We start from the raw sequence: 19,280 nt of genomic DNA, 5'->3' as shown, positions 1-19,280 counted from the left end.
TGCTATGGGTGGCGTAATACTTAGCGGCGCGCTAGGTGGCGCATCAGTTCGCGAATACCGTAAGTCCAGGGCGGCAGCTGATCGCTTCTGCCTACCGTATTGACTAAGGCGCCAAGGGACGGTGTAGCGATGGTGACGCGATCGCCTAGATGATGGGTGAATCCCTGGCCTTCGCCGTCGCGGTCCTGAATCGGTGAGAACATGGTGCCGAGGAACAGCATGAAGCCGTCAGGGTACTGGTGGTGCTCGCCGATAGTTTGGCCTACTAGGTCCAGCGGATCGCGGCTGATTTCGCGCATATCGCTCTCGCCCTGGAGCAAGAAATCATCGTCTTCTCCTTCAATACGCAGCGATACCTGGCAATTGCGTACGCTATCCATATCGAAGTGATCGTCAAATAGCCGGATGAACGGCCCCAGCGAGCAGGAGGCGTTGTTATCTTTTGCCTTGCCGAGCAGCAGGGCGCTGCGGCCCTCAACGTCGCGCAAGTTGACGTCATTGCCTAGCGTGGCGCCGCGCACCTGGCCACGGCTGTCTACCGCCAGGACAATTTCCGGCTCTGGGTTATTCCACTGAGAGGACTCATGCAAACCCACCGGGGTGCCAAAGCCTACCGAAGACAGCGGCTGCGCTTTAGTAAACACCTCGGCATCGGGGCCAATGCCTACTTCCATATATTGCGACCAGCCACCACGGGCTTGCAGCGCTTCTTTGAGCGCCATCGCTTCGGCAGACCCTGGGGTAATCTTGGAGAGATCGGTGCCAATCAGCGCCTGCAAATCGTCGCGCAGCGCGACGGCCCTAGCCGGATCACCGCCCGCTTGCTCTTCGATTACTCGCTCTAACAGGCTAACGGCAAAGGTGACGCCACAGGCTTTAACGGCCTGTACATCGCAAGGGGCCAGCAAGTAGGGCGCGGTTGGCGAAGGCATCTGGGAGTTGGCGAGCAGCGACTCGACGCTACCGATTGACGGCCCATCTGCGCGTTGCACGACGGACAGCACATCATCGCGTTCCAGCAAATCAGCCATGGTGGGGCCAAACGCGGTGATATCGATGACCTGGCCAGCGTGCACGGTTACCAGTGCGGGGCCGGGGTGCGTGCCATCCAGCCAAACGCGGCCAACGAGCAGCGCTTTATCCAAATCATGGGGAAGAGAGTCAGTCAGGGACAGTGGGTTCATGTGCGCCTCCAGAAAAGTTGGACTAAAGATGTACTAGTGATGAGCAACGAGTGGTTGGTGCGTCATCACCTATCATGTTATGGATATTGTGTTGTATGACAGGTATGCCAGTTCATGGCTCACTTTAGCGCACCGTCCGGTTTCGGGTCGATAGTTAAATCTGCCTAATTGAGATCGGTTTCGCTTAACGCTGCGTGCAAAAATAAAAGTAAAAATCCTAAGGAGAAGGTCATGTTAGACGAGTGGAAAGGCAAGCGAGTCCTCATCACCGGCGCTAGCCGTGGCATCGGCGCGGCGGTGGCTAAGCAGCTAGGTACGCTGGGTGCCCATGTGGCAGTGCACTATCACAGCAGCGAAGCGCCCGCCGAAGCGGTGGCCAAGGCTATCCGCGATGCAGAGGGGGAAGCCTTTACCCTTAAGGCGGACGTCAGCCATTCCAGTGAAACGCAACGGCTTGTCGATGAAGCGGCCAAACGCCTGGGCGGGTTGGATCTGTTAATCAATAACGCTGGTGACATGCTGGGCCGGGTAGGCTTAGACGCGATGGATGATGACCACTACGACCGAGTGATGGATCTCAACGTGCGCTCGGTGATCATGGCCAGCCGCGCCGCGCTAGCGCATTTTAGGCGCGCAGGACGCGGCAATATTATCCATACCACGTCTATTGCCGCACGCAATGGCGGTGGTGGCGGTGCAGGGTTATATGCATCAGCGAAAGGCTTTGTGAGCACGGTGACGCGCAATATGGCGAAAGAGCTGGCCGGCGAGAATATCCGCGTCAATGCCGTCGCCCCCGGTACGATTGCGACCGATTTTCACGAGCGCCACTCCAGCGAGGCGCATTTAGCCGCGGCACGTGCATCGATCCCTATGGGGCGATTAGGCACGTCCGAAGAGTGCGTAGGGGCTTATGTATTTCTTGGAACAGACGCACTGAGCGGCTATGTCACGGGTCAAATCATTGAGGTCAACGGTGGGCAGCTAATGCCATGAGTATGTCATTGCGTAGTGACCCAGGCGCTAAGTGTTATGAGATTGCGATCACCATGGGCGACCCTGCGGGTATTGGCCCGGAAATTATTTGTCGCGCGTTAAAGGCTATGTCTAGCGCCGAACGAGCCAGTGCCATCGTGGTGGGAGATCCCGCTATTTATCGTCGAGCAGCGGCCAGTGTCGATGCTGAGCTGATGTTTGTGCCGCTCGACCAACCATCCAGCGGTGATCACTGTGTCGCTATCAGCGTCGTGGACGTGCCGGTGGGTGCAGATATCCCGGATGGCCAAATCAGTGCGGGCGCAGGTGATATGGCTTTTCGTTGCGTTCAGGCGGCGGTGAACTTAGTGCAGTCAGGTCGGGCGCAGGTGATTGTTACTGCGCCGCTTAACAAGGCGGCGCTGCATGAAGCAGGGCACCATTACGATGGCCACACCGGCATGCTGGCAGCGCTGACCGGCGCGCCCTCATCGTTCATGCTATTGGCCTCGGAGACGCTTTCGACGCTGCATGTTTCAACGCATGTCTCATTGCGAGAAGCGATCGATCGAGTGACGCCTGAACGTATTGTTGCCACCGTTGAAGCCGGCAATGCTCACTTGGTTGCGCTGGGACTAAGTGCGCCACGTATCGCCGTTGCCGGACTCAATCCGCATTGCGGTGAAGGGGGAATCTTTGGTGATGAGGACAGCCGCTGTATTGCGCCCGCAGTGGATCAACTGCGTCAGCGTGGCTTTGATGTAAGTGGCCCTATTTCTGCTGACACGGTGTTCTACCGAGCCTCTAAAGGCGAGTTCGATTTAGTCGTTGCTCAGTATCATGACCAGGGCCATATTCCGGTCAAACTCATTGCATTCGATACCACGGTGAATGTCAGCCTAGGCCTGCCGTTACAGCGTACCTCAGTGGATCACGGCACCGCGTTCGATATCGCCTGGCAAGGTAAAGCAGATGCTACCAATATGGGGTCCGCGATTGCCTATGCGCGACGTCTCGCCAGTGGCGGGCATTCGTGAGCCCCTGCCAGCTAGCCATTATTGCCGACGATTTGTCGGGTGCGCTGGATGCATCAGCGCCCTTTGCTGCACGGGGAGCCGATGCCCGAGTGATTGTCAGTCTAGAAGCATTAACAGCGACGCTTGATGTGTGGCAAGGGCAAGGGACGTGGCCAGCGGTCATCGCCGTCAATACCGAGTCACGCCATTTGCGGGCCGATGAAGCAGCGTTGCGGGTTTCTAAGGCGGTTCGTCTATTGACACAAGTACGCCCGCAGCAATGGTTTAAAAAGGTGGATTCAACCTTGCGCGGCCAGGTAGTTGCCGAGTGTCGAGCATTGCAAGAGGCCATTGGATATCCACTGCTATTGGCGCCAGCGGTACCGGCTCAAGGGCGCATTGTGCGCAACGCTGAAGTCTGGGTTGATGGCGTAAGCTTGGCCAATACGGCATATCAGCAGGATGCGCGATCATCGCCTCTATGGGGTCCTATTGATGATGCGTTTGCCGCAGGGGGGCTGGCGTTACAGCGCTATCGCCTTGAGAAGGGAAACACGCTTCCTGACGAGAGCTGCATTGTCGATGCCAGCAGCGACGCGGAACTCGCCGCGCTTTACGATGGCGTGCTGAAGCTCAAAAGCTCACGTGTCATGGCAGGCGCAGCGGGATTGGCTATGGCCATTGCTCAACGTCGCTTCGGGACTCCCTGTGCTCAGGCTAGGTCACTGTGCGGGATAAAATCGGTGCTGTATGCCGTTGGCTCCCGGGCTCCTCGTGCCGCGGAGCAGCTTGAGGCGCTGTGTCAGCAGTTACCCAACGTAGCGATTATTGAGGCGTGTGCTACGTCGCTTGATCACCTTGGCGTCGAGGCATGTGTCATCGTGCCTAGTGAAGATGGAACAGTGCGCACAGCGATTGAAGTGGCCGATGCAATGGCGGCCCAGGTGGCTGGCATTATCTCAGCCTGGCATGACGAAGATGAGCACCTGCAATTTCTTACCGGTGGCGATATCGCTATGGCAGTGCTCTCCCAGCAAGGCGCTCGTTATATCACCGTTGAGACTGAGTGGTCACCGGGTGTGGCATTAGGGTGTTTGGATGGTGATGCCCACCGCAGAGTAATGACTAAGGCGGGCGGCTTCGGCGACTCATCACTACTCGTTCGTTTGCATCAGCAGCTTAACCTGAGCTGTGAGTCGAACTAAGTACACAAAATAACGACAGCAAAATGCTAGCCGGGTAGTTGCGTAATTGAGGGTCAGCAGCTAGGTTTCAATCTGGTGGTATGATACGTATACAGTAAGATGATCGGTTTCATCGACTGTTGCCGCTCGCACAATAACCAACAATAAATCTAATGGTTGTGAGGAATACAAGATGAGCTACAAAAGCCAACACCGCCTAACGATGTCCCGTTTGCTAACCGCTACGCTTATTGCCGCTGGTATCAGCGTAGCCGGTGCGGTACAGGCCGTCGAGAACCTGCGTTTCGCCCATGTTTATGAAACCTCCGAGCCTTTCCATAAGTGGGCATTATGGGCCGCTGACGAGATTGAAGAGCGCACCGATGGGCGCTATACCATGGAGGTATACCCCGCTGCCTCGTTAGGTAAAGAGGAAGACATCAACGAAGGGCTTGGGTTAGGCACGGTCGATATCATTTATACCGGCACCCAGTTCGCTGGCCGCGCTTATGGCCCCATCGGCATTGCCGGGGCTGCGTATATGTTCCGTGATTTCGATCACTGGCAGGCGTTTGCCGATAGCGATCTATTCCAAGAGATTGCTCAGGGCTATCAGGATCAAACCGGCAATGTTCCGCTGGCGCTCAACTATTATGGCGAACGCCACGTCACGTCCAATATCCCCATTAATGAACCCGCAGACATGGAAGGGCTGAAAATTCGGGTGCCCAACGCACCGATGTACATGATGATGCCTCAGGCGGTGGGTGCTAACCCAACGCCCATTTCGTTTGATGAGGTATATCTGGCTCTGCAGCAAGGCGTTGTAGACGCGCAGGAAAATCCGCTGCCGACTATTCGTGCTAAGGCTTTCCATGAAGTACAGGACTACATCAATCTGACCGGCCACATTACCGATTCGCTTATTACGATTGTTGGCGGGCCGCGCTGGAATCAGCTCTCTGAAGAAGACCGCGAAATATTCCGCGAGGTTTTCCAGGAGGCGGCTGAAAACAACACCAAAGATATTCTGAAGGCCGAAGGGGAGCTGGTTGCCTGGTTTGAAGAGCAGGGTAACACCATCAATGAAGTGGACCGTGAACTCTTCCGTGAGGCCGTTTTACCCGCCCATAACGGCGATGCCGCGACATGGGATCAGGAAACCTACGATCGCCTACAGGCTATCGGCCAGTAATCCAACCCCTGATAACACTCCGCTCTTTACTGAGCGGAGTGTTTGGAGTCCTGTGCCATGAATGATTCGCGCGAGAATTCCCCGCCTATCGGCGACCCGATGGTTGATTTTGAATCTGCTTTCGAGGATGCACCGTTCAAACTAAGTGATTATCGCCTCGAAGACTTTGTCACCTTAACGCTTTTTTGGGCATTGATTTTAGTGGTGTTCGCCCAGTTTTTTAGTCGCTATGTGCTGGGTAGTTCTATTGGCTGGACCGAAGAAATTGCCCGTTACTTACTGATTGGCGTGGGCTTTTTTGGCAGCATCATGGCAGCCCGTAACGGTAGCCACATCATGGTGGAATTCTTCTACCACTACATGCCGGGCTGGCAGGCGCGTTTGCTAGAGCATTTGGTCAACCTGATAAGCCTTAGTTTTTATATAGCGATGGCATGGATCGCCTATCAGCTGGCATCACGCACCAATAGCCTAATGGTGTCGGTGGATCTGCCTAAGAGCATCATCTATTTCACCGTCTGTGCGGCGTTTACATTGATGGCGCTGCGCACCGTTCAGCGGCTTTACTTGAAGTATCTGGGGCGTTCCCTATGACGCTTGAGCTGTGGCTACCCGCGACATCATCTTTATCAAGAGGCCTCCCATGTCCCGATTTTCTGTGATGCGTTGGCAAAAGCCGATAGTGTCTCCGCTGCTGGCGGCACTGGCTATTCTGGGCTGCGTGATTCTACCGCTAATGGGCTACGATCTTGGCTTTTTGTTCTTTGCGCTGTTTACCATGCTGGTGCTGGGCGTGCCTATCGCGGTTAGCTTGGCAGGCGCCTGCTTAATGTTTGTCTTAATCACCGGCCAGGTGCCCAGCATTGTCATAGCACACCGCATGATTAACGGCATTGACAGCTTTCCGCTGCTGGCGATTCCGTTTTTTATTTTTGCCGGCAGCCTAATGAACAATGGTGGCATTACCGAGCGTATTTTCAATTTCGCTAAGGCGCTGATGGGCTGGATGCGGGGTGGCCTTGGCCATGTCAATGTGGGGGCTAGCATTGTGTTCTCGGGCATGTCGGGCGCGGCCGTAGCGGATGCAGGCGGCCTGGGCATGATTGAAGTCAAAGCCATGAAGGATGCGGGATACGATGAAGAGTTCGCCGTGGGAATTACGGCGGCGTCCTCGACCATCGGGCCTATCATTCCGCCTAGCTTGCCGATGGTGATTTACGGGGTTATGGCGTCCGCCTCGGTAGGCCAACTGTTCGCAGCAGGGCTGATCCCTGGCCTGTTGATGGGCATCATGCTGATGTTGATGATCTTCATCATCTCAAGGCGGCGTGGCTATCAGCGCGATGCCATTTTCTCCATGCGGGTTCTTGGCCATACCTTCAAACGGGCGTTTTTATCGTTGCTGACACCTGTCATTATTGTGGGCGGTATTATCACCGGTGCCTTCACGCCGACTGAAGCCGCGGTGGCCGCGGTGTTTTATGCCTTGCTCCTGGGTGGCGTGGTTTACCGTACGTTGACGTGGCGTAAACTGCTTAAAGTCAGCATGGAAACCATCGAGACCACCGCGGTTATTCTGTTCATTGTGTCTTCGGCGTCGATCTTCGCCTGGATACTGACCAGCAATCAGGTGACTCAGAATGTGATCGCCTTAATGGGCCCCTTTGCCGATAGCAAGCTCGCCGTTCTGGTAATGGCCAATATCGTGCTGATTATCGTGGGCTGCTTTATGGAAACGATCGCTGCGATCACCATCTTAGTCCCGGTGCTGTTGCCCATGGCCGTTGCGGTGGGGGTAGACCCTGTCCACTTCGGGGTCATCATGGTGCTTAACCTGATGATCGGACTATTAACGCCACCAGTGGGCATGGTGCTCTACGTGCTTTCCAGGGTCTCTAACGTGAGCTTTGAGCGCTGCATGCGAGGCACCATTCCGTTCCTAATACCCCTGGTGATCTGCCTTCTATTGGTGACGTTCATCCCGGCTATTTCTATGTGGCTACCCACGCTGATATATCGCTAAGCACCGCTGGAGCTGGCGGAATGCCAGCTCCGCTATTAAGACCCGGAGTATTTTATTAATGACTGATACCTCATTAGATTTTCGCGTTACCCACGAGGATCTTGCTCGTTTTATACAGGCGACACTCGCCGCTGTTGGCGCCAATCAAGCCTCGGCGCAGGCGGTGAGCCGCGCGCTGGTCACCGCATCGCGCATGGGGACCGATAGCCACGGTTTGCGTCTATTGCCTCACTATGTGCAGGCGCTTCAAGGCGGGCGCATTAAAGGGGCGCCTAACATGGTGTTTCAGCGCCGCTTAGCGGCCACAGGCTGCTTAAACGCTGACGACGGGCTTGGTCATCTGGCGGGTTATACCGCGATGGAACACGCCACGGCGATGGCTGATGAGGTCGGAATAGGCGCTGTCGCTGTGGGGCACTCATCGCACTTCGGCGCGGCAGGGTGCTATGCGTTAGCCGCGGCTGAACGCGGCTATCTTGGTATGGCGTTCTGTAATTCAGACCCCTTTGTACTTCTGCACGATGGTGCCAAGCCCTTTCACGGTACCAACCCCATCGCTTTTGCAGCGCCGGTAGCGGGTGAGTCGCCGTATCTGTTGGACATGGCCACGAGTTCGATCCCCTGGAACCGAGTGCAGCAATTTGGTGCTATTGGCCGCCAGCTGCCCGATCAAGTCGCTGCAGATGCGGCCGGTCAGGTGAGTCGCGTACCTGCTGATATCGCTGCCTTGTTGCCGCTGGGCGGCAGTGATTTCGGCTTTAAAGGTGCCGGTCTAGGCGGCATGGTCGAAGTGCTGAGTTCGATGCTGTCGGGCATGCAGCATGGCTTCAGGTTATTGCCGATGGGCGGGCCGGATATGGCAACGCCGCGGGGTGTCGGGCATTTCTTTCTAGCCATAAAGCCCGATGCCTTTGTTGATGAAGGCACCTTTGCTCAAGGGCTGGCCGCGTATTTGAAAGACCTTCGCGCCCAGCCAGCCTCAAAAAATGCCAGAGTACTAGCACCCGGTGATCGTGAATGGCGCTGCCAGGCGCAGCGCGATGCTCAGGGAGTTCCACTCGATGTTGCCAACCAATTAGCCTATGCCGAACTGGCTGAGCGGCACCGGATTACGCCACTATCTCGGCTTGATTAAAGGCTCAATGAAAAGACAATGGCGAAAAATGCAGTAAAATGGCGGCCAATTCCAGGTTAACGAGGAGCGACTGCCTATGAGCAGATACCGGATTGAGCGCAAAACGCTTTCCGAACAGGTCGCTGAACAGCTTGAGGCGGAGATTCTTGAGGGGCGGCTGAGCGAGAATGATCAGTTGCCCTCAGAAAGAGAGCTGATGGAGCAGTTTGGCGTTGGTAGACCCGCGGTGCGCGAAGCGTTGTTCCATTTGCAGCAGCTGGGATTGATTGCGATCAACAGCGGCACGCGTGCCAGAGTCATTCGCCCTACGGCCGATGCGGTGATGGCGAGGCTTTCGGGGGTGACACGGCAGCTGCTTTCGAAGCCGGCTGGCCAGCAATACTTCCAGGAAGCTCGGGCTACGTTTGAAATATCGCTAGCCCGCTACGCCGCTCGTCACGCCAGCGATGAGGATCTGACGCGGCTGCGTGAAGCCTTACAAGCCAACCGTGATGCTATTGGTGACGAAGCGCGCTTTAAGCGCTCTGATAACGACTTTCATGGTGTATTGGCGAGTATCGGACGTAACCCTATTTTTGATGCTATCCATGTGGCGCTTTCCGAGTGGCTAGATGATCGGCGTGCTCATGTGTTGCAGCAAAAGGATGAAGACAAGGCTGCGACCGCTGCGCACACTGAGATCATTGATGCCATTGAATCACGCGACCCTGATGCGGCCGAGGCAGCCATGCGGCGCCACCTCGACCGTCACTACGGCACGTACATGCAGCTTAAAAGACGCTTGTCTGATACCCCTTAGCTTTCACGCTTGCCGTCGATTAAGCGTGAAACGTTAAACGGATTGCTATCGCGCAGCGCTTCGGGCAGCAGGCCTGCTGGCAAGTCTTGGTAGCAGACGGGGCGCAGGAAGCGATAAATCGCAGCACTGCCCACCGACGTCGTCCGGCTGTCAGACGTGGCCGGGTAGGGGCCGCCATGTACCATCGCATGACCCACTTCCACGCCGGTCGGCCAGCCATTGGCCATAATACGGCCCACGCGACGTTCCAGTGCGGGCATTAGGCGTTTAGCGGCATCTAAGTCGCCATCGTCTAGCTGCAGTGTCGCGGTCAATTGGCCTTCCAATTGTTCGGCCACGCGCTGCATTTCATCGCTGTCACGGCACTCAATCACCAGTGATGCAGATCCGAAGATTTCGCTCTGCAGCGCTTCTTGAGTTAAGAAGTCGTGGGCGCTAGCGGTAAATAAAGCAGTTTGGCAGCTATGCGGGCCGTCGTTGGTTTGTCCACGCGCGACTTCGTTAACGCAAGCGTTGCCCGAAAGCTCATTCACACCGCTTCGATAAGCCTCATGAATGCCGGGTGTCAGCATCGTTTGGGCTGCGCTGGCTTTTACCGCGTCACCCGCTGTTGCTACGAAGGCGTCAAGGTCAGCGCCTTTAAGGCCAACGACTAGGCCAGGGTTCGTACAGAACTGGCCTGCCCCCATGTTTAGCGATGCCACAAAACTCTCTGCAATCGCAGTGCCGCGAGCTTTCAATGCCTCTGGCATTAGGAACACGGGATTGATGCTGCTCATTTCAGCATAAACAGGAATCGGCTCGGGGCGTGCTTGTGCGGTGGCCATTAATGCAGTGCCGCCGCTACGTGAACCGGTGAACCCAACGGCTTTGATGCGCGGGTCGGCCACTAGCGCCTGGCCAATCTCTTTGCCTGAACCGAACAGCAGCGAAAAGACGCCTTCCGGCAACTCGCACTTAGCAACCGCACGCTGAATGGCGCGACCCACTAATTCGGACGTGCCAGGGTGTGCCGAATGGCCTTTAACAACCACCGGGCAGCCTGCAGCTAGCGCAGACGCGGTATCGCCACCCGCGACGCTGAACGCGAGGGGGAAGTTGCTGGCGCCAAAAACAGCCACTGGGCCTAGCGGGATGTGGCGCTGGCGCAGGTCAGCGCGGGGCATCGGCTGGCGCTCTGGCAGTGCAGGGTCGTGGCGTACATCCAGCCATTCTCCCGCGCGTACAACAGCAGCGAAAAGCCGTAGCTGGCCACAGGTACGGCCACGCTCGCCTTCAAGACGAGCCTTAGGAAGGCCCGATTCGGCGACACCACGCTCAGTTAAGTCGGCGCCAATGGCTTCAATTTCATCAGCAATGGTTTCTAAGAAGTGTGCGCGTGTCTCAAGTGACGTCTCGCGATACTGATCAAACGCCGCATCAGCAAGTTTGCAGGCCTGTTCCACGTCGGAACGGCTGCCGCCACGATAGCCTGGCTCAAGTACGTCACCGGTAGCGGGATTGATAGCGTGGATCTCATCCTGTGTGCCTGTCACGGTCTGTTGACCGATAAGCAGTGTGCCTTGCAGTGTCATGCTGGTCTCCTATTAAAGGGCATTATTGTCGATCTAGCGTAATACGTAGTGAGGTGATCGGTGTGCTGATCACCTTGTCGCTATTGATTTTATTGGGCGTAAATACTGGGCGTAAATACTTAGTTACCGCGCACAGCAGTCAGGTCAGGCAGCCACGTCACGATGCCGGGGAAGGCGATCAGGATAACCAGTACTACGAGCAGCGCGGCGTAGTAGGGCAGCATCGCTTTGACAAGTTGCTCCATGGAAACCTTACCGACGCCGCAGCCGACATAAAGGCAAGTGCCCACCGGCGGTGTCAAAAGACCAATGCCTAAAATGAACGACATCAGCACGCCGAAATACACCGGATCAACGCCTACCGAGGTAACGATGGGCGTTAGCATGGGCGCCATGATGACCATTGCTGGCGTTAGATCCATTACAAACCCCACCAGCAGCAGTAGGCCCGCCACTATCAGCAGCAGTAGGAAAGGATCTTGTGTGATCGCCTGTACCTGAGTGACCAGTGTTTGCGGCACCATATTAATGGTTAAAAACCAGGCAATAACGGTGGCAAACGCCAGTAACAGCAGCACCATACCGGTCAAACGGGCGGTACGGATGAGCATTCCCCACAGTTCAGTTATCTTGAATTCGCGATACACGATCAGCGAGATAAACAGTGAGTAAAGCAGCGCCGCAACGGCCGCTTCGGTGGCGGTGAATACGCCGCCGATAATGCCGCCAATCACAATCACGGGTAGCACCAGCGCGAGCCATGCTGCTTTAAAAGCTTCCCAGAGCACATCAAGACGGAACTTACGGGTTTGGCCAGCATGGCCAATGGTCGCCATGATGAAGGTTGTCGTCATCAGGCCGGCCGCAATCAATATGCCGGGTACAATGCCAGCAATAAACAGGCGGCTAATTGACGTCTCGGTAACAATGCCGAAAAGAATCAACGGGATAGAAGGCGGAATAATGATGCCGATAACCGATGAAACGGTATTGATTGCGGTTGCTTGAGGCGCGGTATAGCCCTGTTTGGTCATCGACGGAATCATCATCGCGCCGGTGGCTGCCGTGTCTGCCACGGCTGAACCGCTAATACCGCCGAAGAACATGGAGCCGGTAATAGCGACCTGGCCTAAACCGCCGCGTACGAAGCCGACTAAGGCACCGGCTAGGTCCATTAAGCGGCGAGCGATGCCGCCGTTACTCATTACTTCACCGACCAGAATAAAGAACGGAATAGCCAGTAGTGGGAAGCTGTTAACGCCCCGGATAGACTGCTCAATCATGATCGAGAGCGGAATATCAGACAGTAGTGCCATAATGACGGCGGCAATGCCTAGGCCAAATGCGATGGGCAGGCCAAGTGCTAGGGAGGCGAAAAGAATGCCTAAAAAGATCCATAGCATGATTAGTGATCTCCAGCAGGCGTGATAGTAACGCTAGGCGAGCGAATTTGTTGCACGCTCTGCCAGGCGCGCCAGATAGACACAGCGGCAATAAACACCGCGCAAAGGACTAGCGAGACGTTAATGATATTCCAGGGCACATTGAGAATCGCGGTGCGGCTTGAAGCGCGAGCTATCACCAAGCATCCACCCCAAATGATGACGCCCATTAGCGCGGTGATAACCACGTGCTGGAATAAATACAGCATATGGGCGGCCCGCGGTTTTAGTTTGCGGACCAAAATATCAACTGCAATATGTTCATAGCGGGCAAAGGCCGCAGCTGCGCCGATAAATATCAGCCAGATAAACAGCATTCGCGCCAGCTCATCGGCCCAGGGCAGCGAGCGGTTGAACACTGCGCGGCCGATGACATTCGCTGACACGGAAATGATCAAGGCGACCAGCAAGGTGGCAATCACATGTTCCATCACCTGAGTTAGCCAGCGAAATATTGCCGGGCCGCGACGCTGCTCGGGTTCAATTTCCAACGGTTCGCGTTGGGGGTCATCAAAATATGCCGCGGTATCAGGAATTGGAGTATTGGGTGTGTCCATGAGCTTTCCGAAGTGGCGAGTAACGAAAAGGCAAGAGGCCTATGCCTCTTGCCTAACCTCTCAATAGAACGTCTATTCAGAGGAGGTCCTGCAATAGCAGACCGAACATTAGCGTCGGTCTTACCTTCAAGGACGCTTACTTTTCTGTAGACGATTCGGCCATAGAGGATTCAGCAAGACGCTGGAACTCAGCCACTAAATCTTCACCAATGCGCGGTGCCCATTCGGCGTAGACCGGCTGTACGGCTTCTTGGAAAGCAGCAATCTGCTCGTCATCAAGACGCGTGACTTGCATGCCGCGCTCTTCAAGCTGGTCGCGCGCCCAGTCGTCGTATTCGCTAGAAAGCAGAATTTCATAATCGGCTGCCTGCAGTGCGGCTTCCTGTACTAGCTCTTGATACTCGGGGTCGAGCCGATCCCAGGTACGCTGAGACATCATCTGGATGAACGGCGTGTAGACGTGACGAGTTTCCGAGCCGTAATCCTGCACCTCATAGAAGTTGGAGGTCAGAATGGTGCTCCATGGGTTTTCTTGGCCATCAACGACGCCCTGTTCCATCGCAGAGAAAAGCTCACCGAAAGCCATGGGGGTAGGGTTGGCGCCCAGCGCTTGCCAAATGGCCAGGTGCACCGGATTTTCCATGGTACGCACCGACAGACCACGTACGTCTAAGCCTGCGACGTCTTCAGGCGAGGAGACTTCCCGCGCGCTGTTAGAGAGCTGACGGAAGCCGTTTTCAGCGAAGGCCAGGGCTTTAATGCCAGTGCCATCAAACGCATCGAGCATCTCTTGAGCAGCATCGCTGCGCATGGCTTCAACGGCCGCTTCGCGCGTCGGAAGCAAGAAAGGCAAATCGAAAACGGCCAGTTCTGCTACGTAGCCGGTCGCGGGGGAAGACGAAGGATACGTCATGTCCAGCGTGCCGGTTTGCAGCATTTCCATCATCTGCACGTCATCGCCGAGCTGGCTGTTAGGGAACAGGTTAACGCTGATGCGCCCTTCGCTGCGCTGGTCGAGAATGTCCGCAAAATAACGGCTAGAAATGTATTGAGGCGAGGTCTCTGCCAGCCCCAGCCCCATGCGTATCGTCACCTTGCCGTGGTCACCCACCACCGCGCCTTCAATTTCAGGCGGATCTGACAAATCAGGCGTTTGGGCGTAAGCGATACTTGAGCTGAGCAGGGTGGCACCGGTCACTAACAGGGTGCGCTTCCAGAAATGTTGCATTGTATTAGTTCTCCTGGCGAGGTGCTGATGGCTGTGCGCGGCGTACTTCAAGAAACCGGCAAAGCGATAACTGTTGTTGTTTTACGTAAGCGGCCATACGCGTCCGGCGGACATATTGTTCAGAATGCCGTCACTTAGGAGCCTAGTCTTAAAAGGAATAGCCCTAAAGAAATGGCCCTAAAAGAAATAGCTCTAAACATAGACCTTAAGAGCGTATCGCTACCGCAAACACTGGAGGTTAATGTGGGACTTTTTTCGCATATGTTCAACATAGACTTTTGTATGTATCGACGCTGGGGGTAAGACAGCGTAACGTCACGGCATTATTTTCTTATTTCTTCACTTTAGGCGTGGAGTGACACCATGGCCAGTTCTCATCGTATTACGTCTGAACAGTTGCGTTCACGCTACTGGTTTGATAATCCCGATCATCCGGGCACCACAGCGCTCTGTATTGAACGCTATCTTAATTACGGCATCACGCTGGATGAGTTAACCAGCGGTAAGCCGATTATTGGCATCAGCCAATCGGGCTCTGATTTAACCCCCTGCAACCGTCATCACATTGATTTGGTGAAGCGCGTTAAAGACGGTATTCGTGCGGCAGGCGGGGTGCCTTTTGAATTCCCCATGCATCCCATTCACGAAAACGTACGCAGGCCTACTGCCGCGCTAGACCGCAACCTTGCCTATCTGGGATTAGTCGAGATTCTGCACGGCTACCCGTTAGACGGTGTGGTATTAACCACCGGCTGCGATAAAACGACTCCCGCGGCGCTCATGGCGGCAGCGACGGTGAATATCCCCGCGATTGTGCTTTCCGGTGGGCCAATGCTTAACGGTTGGCGCGGGGCTGAGCGCGTAGGCTCGGGAACGATTATTTGGGAGCTGCGCAAACGCCTGGCGGCAGGCGATATCGACTACGCGGAATTTCTTTCCCGCGCCAGTGATTCAGCGCCTTCGATTGGCCACTGCAATACGATGGGCACTGCGTCCACCATGAACTCTATGGCTGAGGTGCTGGGCATGAGTCTGCCCGGCTCGGCGGTAATTCCCGCGCCGTATAAAGAGCGCGCAATGGTGTCCTACGATACCGGCACGCGCATTGTCGATATGGTCTGGGAGGACGTGCGCCCACTGGATATCCTGACCCGCGAAGCGTTCGAAAACGCCATCGTTGCCTGTTCTGCACTGGGCGGCTCGTCCAACGCGCCGGTACACATTAACGCCATTGCCCGCCATGCAGGCATTGAACTAGATAATGACGACTGGCAGCGTTTGGGGCATGAAATTCCGCTGCTGGCGAACGTCATGCCCGCTGGCGTATTTCTCTGCGAAGAATTTTATCGCGCAGGCGGGGTGCCCGCCGTTCTGCACGAGCTTAATGTGGCCGGCAAGCTGCACGGCGGGGCGCTGACAGTGAATGGCCGCTCTATTGGTGAGAATCTTCAAGGTCGAGAAACGCAGGATCTTAACGTGATCTGCCGCTACGCCGACCCGCTGGTCGAGCATGCCGGGTTCCTTAATCTTAAGGGCAATCTGTTTGACTCGGCGCTGATGAAAACCAGCGTAATCTCCCGTGACTTTCGCGAGCGTTTCCTAAACGACCCCAACGACCCTGAAGCCTTTGAAGGGAAGGTGGCGGTGTTTGATGGCTCTGAGGATTATCACGCCCGCATTGATGACCCGGCATTAGGCATCGACGCCCGTACTATCCTGGTCATGCGCGGCGCAGGCCCGGTGGGCCATCCTGGCGGTGCCGAAGTGGTCAACATGCAGCCACCGGAGGCGTTAATCAAACAAGGTATCGAATCACTACCGTGTTTGGGCGATGGTCGCCAGTCGGGCACGTCGGGTTCACCTTCCATTCTTAATGCCTCGCCTGAAGCCGCGACCGGCGGTGGTTTAGCGCTGCTTGAAAGTGGCGACCGGATGCGGGTTGATCTCAAACGTGGCGAGGTGCAGCTGCTGATTGAGCCCGCTGAGCTGGACGCACGCCGTGAGCGTTTAGCCCAGCAGGGCGGTTATCGCTACCCAGGCCATCAAACGCCTTGGCAAGAGATTCAGCGCAGCATGATTGAGCCGCTGGACCGCGGCATGACGCTGGAACCCGCAACCAAGTACCGCGATGTTGCCCGTCTGCATCCGCCTAGAGACAATCATTAAAAGCGCGATGTTTTTAAGGACTAGCTACTAAAAGATTAGCTACTAAAGGATGAGCCACTAAAAGGACAGGTACTCGATGAGCCGGTTTAATAACTTATCGCATCGTCAGCAGGGTCTGCTGTTGACCGGTGGCGGTGCGATCATCATGGCGCCCGATGCTTTGCTGATTAAGGTGGCTGATCTTCCCGATGCCGAGATCCTAATGTGGCGCGGCTTTCTTTCGGCGTTGGGCTTTCTGCTTATCGCGTTAATGCGCTACGGTCGCGGCACGCTGGCGGCCTATCGGCGCTGTGGCTGGACCGGTATTGCCGTGGCGCTACTGTTTAGTCTGACGAGCTGTGGTTTCGTGCTGGGCAATCAATATACCAAGGCGGGTAACGTATTGATGATACTGGCCAGCGCGCCGTTAATTGCCGCCGTTCTCTCCTGGATCATCCTCAAAGAGCGTTTGCCCGGACGAACATGGCTGGCCATTTCACTGTGCATGGTCGGTATTGCCATGATCGCGCTTGATGACGTGGGGGCTGGCTCCTGGGTGGGCAACGCGTTTGCCCTAATGGCGGCGTCGACGCTGGCGATTAACTTTACCCTGTGCCGTACGCGCCCAGGGGTCGACATGAGTCCGATGCTGGTCTTTAACGGTATTATTGTCGGCAGCGTTGCCGGGCTGTTTTGGCTGGCGGGCAGTGAAACGACGCTGCCCACGGTCAATCAGCTCTCGGTGGTGGTTCTACTGTGCCTGATCATTTTGCCCTGCGGTGTAACGCTGCTTCAGCGCGGGCCGCTGTATCTTCCTTCGGCCGAAGTGGGCCTGCTGCTGTTGCTGGAAGTGGTGCTGGGCACGCTGTTGGCCTGGTGGATTCTGAAAGAACAGCCCGCCCCCGTGGCGCTATTGGGGGGAGGCCTGGTACTCGGCACTTTACTGGCCAAGGGGCTTTACGAAAGGCGGTTAGAGCTGAGGCAGCGGGCGGCGTTGCAGCTGGATTCGCCCATAACGGCAGACCGGTCAAGTACGCTATGATTGGCAGCCATTGAAATAGGGACCTATCGCAGTGACGTTATCTCTTAGCAAGCCACTGACTCGCCCTAGTATCGCTGAATACCTCGCCGAAGAGATATTTGGCGGTAACTATCATCCTGGCGACTTTGTTCCGCGTGAACTAGATCTATGCGAACGTTTTGCTATCAACCGCTCAGCGGTGCGTAGCGACTTGCGCCAACTGGTGGATGCGGGAATTATCGAACGTATTTCTGGCCATGGCTCTAAAGTGCGTGAGTACTCAGAGTGGCATATTCTTGATGCCCAGGTAACCGACTGGTTAACCCGCTACGCGGCGCCCAACCCTGATATTCAGCGTGAGATTCTCGCTTTTCGTCTTGATGTAGAGCCCTACGTGGCTATGACCGCCGCCAAACGTGCCACCGCCCGCGACCTTGTTGCTATTGAAGAAGCCTTTGAGGGGCTTGGGCAGAATTTGCGCAACGCGACCTGCGAAGAAGAACGTCGGCTGCACAGCGAGTGTGATATCGCGTTTCATGAGGCTATCTTTAAAGCCACACACAATATCGTCTGGGCACAGCTGTCACATATTTTACGGCCCTCCATCTATCTGCTGGTGTCGATGTCTAACCAGAGCGCCTCTGACCCTGAAGACAGTCTTGAACGTCACCGCCAACTGATGGAAAGTATTCGCCTGCGCCGCCCGCGCGACGCTTTTCTAGCAGCACAGGCCGTATTGGCAGGCACCGCAGAGGCGCTTGGGCTTGAGCATAGCGCTAGCTCCTTAGGGCGCAGCGTTGAGCTACCTCATACGGCTCCTTGAGCTCTTTTACCCGTTTTTTTCAATTAAGCTTCTGTCATCAAAATAAGGCCTGCATATGTCTGACGTTACCATCGGCTTGGTTGGCGTGGGTAAAATTGCCCGTGATCAGCATCTGCCGGCCATTGCTGCGACGCCAAACTGTCGGCTCGCGGCCGTGGCTGACCCCCATGCAGCGCTAGACGATGTACCGTCCTATGCGAACCTGGATGCCATGCTGGACGCGCACCCTGAGATTTCTGCCGTGGCGATCTGCACGCCGGCCCATCTGCGTTACTCCCAGGCACGTGCGGCGCTGCTGCGCGGTAAACACGTGCTGCTTGAGAAACCGCCAGGGGCGACGCTAAGTGAAGTGGAACACTTGATTACATTCGCTGGCGAACAGGGCGTTAGTCTCTTTGCGGCCTGGCACTCGCGGTTTGCGCCCGGCGTGGCGCAGGCTAAACAGTGGCTGGCAGAGCGCCAGGTGCAACGCGTTATGATCGAATGGAAAGAGGATGTGCGGGTGTGGCACCCAGGCCAGGCGTGGATCTGGCAGCCGGGTGGGATGGGCGTGTTTGACCCCGGTATTAACGCGCTTTCAATAGCCACTGAAATACTGCCCCAGCCGTTCTTCTTGCGCCAAGCGCAGCTGCTAGTGCCCAGTAACGCTCAAACTCCGATTGCTGCAGAGTTAGCCTTCACCGACCCGCGCGGCGCGGTAATTGAGGCGAATTTTGATTTTCGCCAAACCGGTCCGCAAATCTGGGATATTCATATCGACAGCGACGGCAGCCGTTTGAGCCTCACTCAGGGGGGCTGTCGTTTAGAAATTGATGATGAGCTGATTATTGAGGCCGAGGAACGTGAGTACCCCGGGCTTTACGCGCACTTTGTAGATCTTGTAGCAAACGGGCGTAGCGAGGTGGATGTAGCCCCGCTGCGCCAAGTCGCTGATGCTTTTTTATACGGCCATCGCGATACGACCGACGCATTTATTTAG

Annotated in this window: 17 protein-coding genes; 12 read left to right on the top strand and 5 right to left on the bottom strand. The window is 55.9% G+C overall.

Features of this window, described 5'->3' with window-relative positions; genetic code table 11:
- Nucleotides 1-20: 20 nt before the first annotated feature.
- Nucleotides 21-1,184, bottom strand: a complete 1,164-nt coding sequence (locus ACT3TR_RS05855; RefSeq protein WP_096277783.1) for a fumarylacetoacetate hydrolase family protein — start codon at nt 1,182-1,184, stop codon at nt 21-23.
- A gap of 231 nt (nt 1,185-1,415) precedes the next feature.
- Here ACT3TR_RS05855 and ACT3TR_RS05850 point away from each other — a divergent pair, with 231 nt between their 5' ends.
- From ACT3TR_RS05850 to nanR, 8 genes are all read left to right on the top strand, one after another.
- Nucleotides 1,416-2,180, top strand: coding sequence for an SDR family NAD(P)-dependent oxidoreductase (locus tag ACT3TR_RS05850; protein ID WP_444625023.1), 765 nt, complete (start codon nt 1,416-1,418; stop codon nt 2,178-2,180).
- Nucleotides 2,177-3,196, top strand: coding sequence for a 4-hydroxythreonine-4-phosphate dehydrogenase PdxA (gene pdxA, locus ACT3TR_RS05845; protein ID WP_441685430.1), 1,020 nt, complete (start codon nt 2,177-2,179; stop codon nt 3,194-3,196). The genes ACT3TR_RS05850 and pdxA overlap by 4 nt, the downstream gene beginning before the upstream one ends.
- Nucleotides 3,193-4,380, top strand: coding sequence for a four-carbon acid sugar kinase family protein (locus ACT3TR_RS05840; protein ID WP_444625024.1), 1,188 nt, complete (start codon nt 3,193-3,195; stop codon nt 4,378-4,380). The genes pdxA and ACT3TR_RS05840 overlap by 4 nt, the downstream gene beginning before the upstream one ends.
- A 172-nt stretch (nt 4,381-4,552) precedes the next feature.
- Complete coding sequence (locus tag ACT3TR_RS05835) at nt 4,553-5,554, top strand: sialic acid TRAP transporter substrate-binding protein SiaP (protein ID WP_096277791.1); 1,002 nt, start codon at nt 4,553-4,555, stop codon at nt 5,552-5,554.
- A 57-nt stretch (nt 5,555-5,611) separates the two neighbouring features.
- Nucleotides 5,612-6,148, top strand: a complete 537-nt coding sequence (locus ACT3TR_RS05830; protein WP_444625025.1) for a TRAP transporter small permease — start codon at nt 5,612-5,614, stop codon at nt 6,146-6,148.
- A 49-nt stretch (nt 6,149-6,197) separates the two neighbouring features.
- Nucleotides 6,198-7,577 (top strand): TRAP transporter large permease, encoded by a 1,380-nt coding sequence (locus tag ACT3TR_RS05825; protein ID WP_096277795.1) that lies wholly within the window; start codon nt 6,198-6,200, stop codon nt 7,575-7,577.
- 58 nt (nt 7,578-7,635) lie between these two features.
- Nucleotides 7,636-8,712, top strand: coding sequence for an Ldh family oxidoreductase (locus ACT3TR_RS05820; RefSeq protein ID WP_096277797.1), 1,077 nt, complete (start codon nt 7,636-7,638; stop codon nt 8,710-8,712).
- 76 nt (nt 8,713-8,788) lie between these two features.
- On the top strand, nt 8,789-9,511 hold the full coding sequence (nanR, locus tag ACT3TR_RS05815) for a transcriptional regulator NanR (RefSeq protein WP_096277800.1): 723 nt from the start codon (nt 8,789-8,791) through the stop codon (nt 9,509-9,511).
- Here nanR and ACT3TR_RS05810 read toward each other — a convergent pair.
- The 4 genes from ACT3TR_RS05810 to ACT3TR_RS05795 all read right to left on the bottom strand — a co-directional run bounded on the left by ACT3TR_RS05810 (nt 9,508) and on the right by ACT3TR_RS05795 (nt 14,312).
- Entirely contained in the window at nt 9,508-11,085 is a 1,578-nt protein-coding gene (locus ACT3TR_RS05810; protein WP_096277802.1) for an aldehyde dehydrogenase (NADP(+)), read from the bottom strand. The two genes, nanR and ACT3TR_RS05810, sit on opposite strands and share 4 nt — an antisense overlap.
- Before the next feature lie 119 nt (nt 11,086-11,204).
- A complete protein-coding gene (locus ACT3TR_RS05805) occupies nt 11,205-12,488 on the bottom strand; it encodes a TRAP transporter large permease (RefSeq protein ID WP_096277804.1) in 1,284 nt (427 codons plus the stop codon).
- Nucleotides 12,489-12,490: 2 nt separating this feature from the next.
- The gene (locus ACT3TR_RS05800) at nt 12,491-13,084 is read right to left on the bottom strand and encodes a TRAP transporter small permease (RefSeq protein WP_444625026.1); all 594 of its coding nucleotides are present in this window, start codon (nt 13,082-13,084) and stop codon (nt 12,491-12,493) included.
- A 136-nt stretch (nt 13,085-13,220) separates the two neighbouring features.
- Complete coding sequence (locus ACT3TR_RS05795) at nt 13,221-14,312, bottom strand: TRAP transporter substrate-binding protein (protein ID WP_096277809.1); 1,092 nt, start codon at nt 14,310-14,312, stop codon at nt 13,221-13,223.
- 363 nt (nt 14,313-14,675) lie between these two features.
- On the opposite strand from ACT3TR_RS05795, the gene ACT3TR_RS05790 reads away from it, so the two are divergent.
- From ACT3TR_RS05790 to ACT3TR_RS05775, 4 genes are all read left to right on the top strand, one after another.
- Entirely contained in the window at nt 14,676-16,478 is a 1,803-nt protein-coding gene (locus ACT3TR_RS05790; protein WP_096277811.1) for an IlvD/Edd family dehydratase, read from the top strand.
- A 76-nt stretch (nt 16,479-16,554) separates the two neighbouring features.
- Nucleotides 16,555-17,499, top strand: coding sequence for a DMT family transporter (locus tag ACT3TR_RS05785; RefSeq protein ID WP_096277813.1), 945 nt, complete (start codon nt 16,555-16,557; stop codon nt 17,497-17,499).
- A 31-nt stretch (nt 17,500-17,530) separates the two neighbouring features.
- Nucleotides 17,531-18,301, top strand: coding sequence for a FadR/GntR family transcriptional regulator (locus ACT3TR_RS05780; RefSeq protein WP_096277815.1), 771 nt, complete (start codon nt 17,531-17,533; stop codon nt 18,299-18,301).
- Nucleotides 18,302-18,356: 55 nt separating this feature from the next.
- The gene (locus tag ACT3TR_RS05775) at nt 18,357-19,280 is read left to right on the top strand and encodes a Gfo/Idh/MocA family protein (protein WP_096277817.1); all 924 of its coding nucleotides are present in this window, start codon (nt 18,357-18,359) and stop codon (nt 19,278-19,280) included.

This window comes from Halomonas sp. AOP12-B1-6, from assembly GCF_052379225.1.
In the GTDB taxonomy this organism is placed as follows: domain Bacteria; phylum Pseudomonadota; class Gammaproteobacteria; order Pseudomonadales; family Halomonadaceae; genus Vreelandella; species Vreelandella casei.
This window is presented reverse-complemented; position numbering and strand designations above follow the sequence as displayed.

Bases quoted from the DNA above. Each gene is read 5' to 3' on its own strand.
- ACT3TR_RS05855 (WP_096277783.1), bottom strand. From the start codon at position 1,184: ATGAACCCACTGTCCCTGACTGACTCTCTTCCCCATGATTTGGATAAA.
- ACT3TR_RS05850 (WP_444625023.1), top strand. From the start codon at position 1,416: ATGTTAGACGAGTGGAAAGGCAAGCGAGTCCTCATCACCGGCGCTAGC.
- pdxA (WP_441685430.1), top strand. From the start codon at position 2,177: ATGAGTATGTCATTGCGTAGTGACCCAGGCGCTAAGTGTTATGAGATT.
- ACT3TR_RS05835 (WP_096277791.1), top strand. From the start codon at position 4,553: ATGAGCTACAAAAGCCAACACCGCCTAACGATGTCCCGTTTGCTAACC.
- ACT3TR_RS05830 (WP_444625025.1), top strand. From the start codon at position 5,612: ATGAATGATTCGCGCGAGAATTCCCCGCCTATCGGCGACCCGATGGTT.
- ACT3TR_RS05825 (WP_096277795.1), top strand. From the start codon at position 6,198: ATGTCCCGATTTTCTGTGATGCGTTGGCAAAAGCCGATAGTGTCTCCG.
- ACT3TR_RS05820 (WP_096277797.1), top strand. From the start codon at position 7,636: ATGACTGATACCTCATTAGATTTTCGCGTTACCCACGAGGATCTTGCT.
- nanR (WP_096277800.1), top strand. From the start codon at position 8,789: ATGAGCAGATACCGGATTGAGCGCAAAACGCTTTCCGAACAGGTCGCT.
- ACT3TR_RS05810 (WP_096277802.1), bottom strand. From the start codon at position 11,085: ATGACACTGCAAGGCACACTGCTTATCGGTCAACAGACCGTGACAGGC.
- ACT3TR_RS05805 (WP_096277804.1), bottom strand. From the start codon at position 12,488: ATGCTATGGATCTTTTTAGGCATTCTTTTCGCCTCCCTAGCACTTGGC.
- ACT3TR_RS05800 (WP_444625026.1), bottom strand. From the start codon at position 13,084: ATGGACACACCCAATACTCCAATTCCTGATACCGCGGCATATTTTGAT.
- ACT3TR_RS05795 (WP_096277809.1), bottom strand. From the start codon at position 14,312: ATGCAACATTTCTGGAAGCGCACCCTGTTAGTGACCGGTGCCACCCTG.
- ACT3TR_RS05790 (WP_096277811.1), top strand. From the start codon at position 14,676: ATGGCCAGTTCTCATCGTATTACGTCTGAACAGTTGCGTTCACGCTAC.
- ACT3TR_RS05785 (WP_096277813.1), top strand. From the start codon at position 16,555: ATGAGCCGGTTTAATAACTTATCGCATCGTCAGCAGGGTCTGCTGTTG.
- ACT3TR_RS05775 (WP_096277817.1), top strand. From the start codon at position 18,357: ATGTCTGACGTTACCATCGGCTTGGTTGGCGTGGGTAAAATTGCCCGT.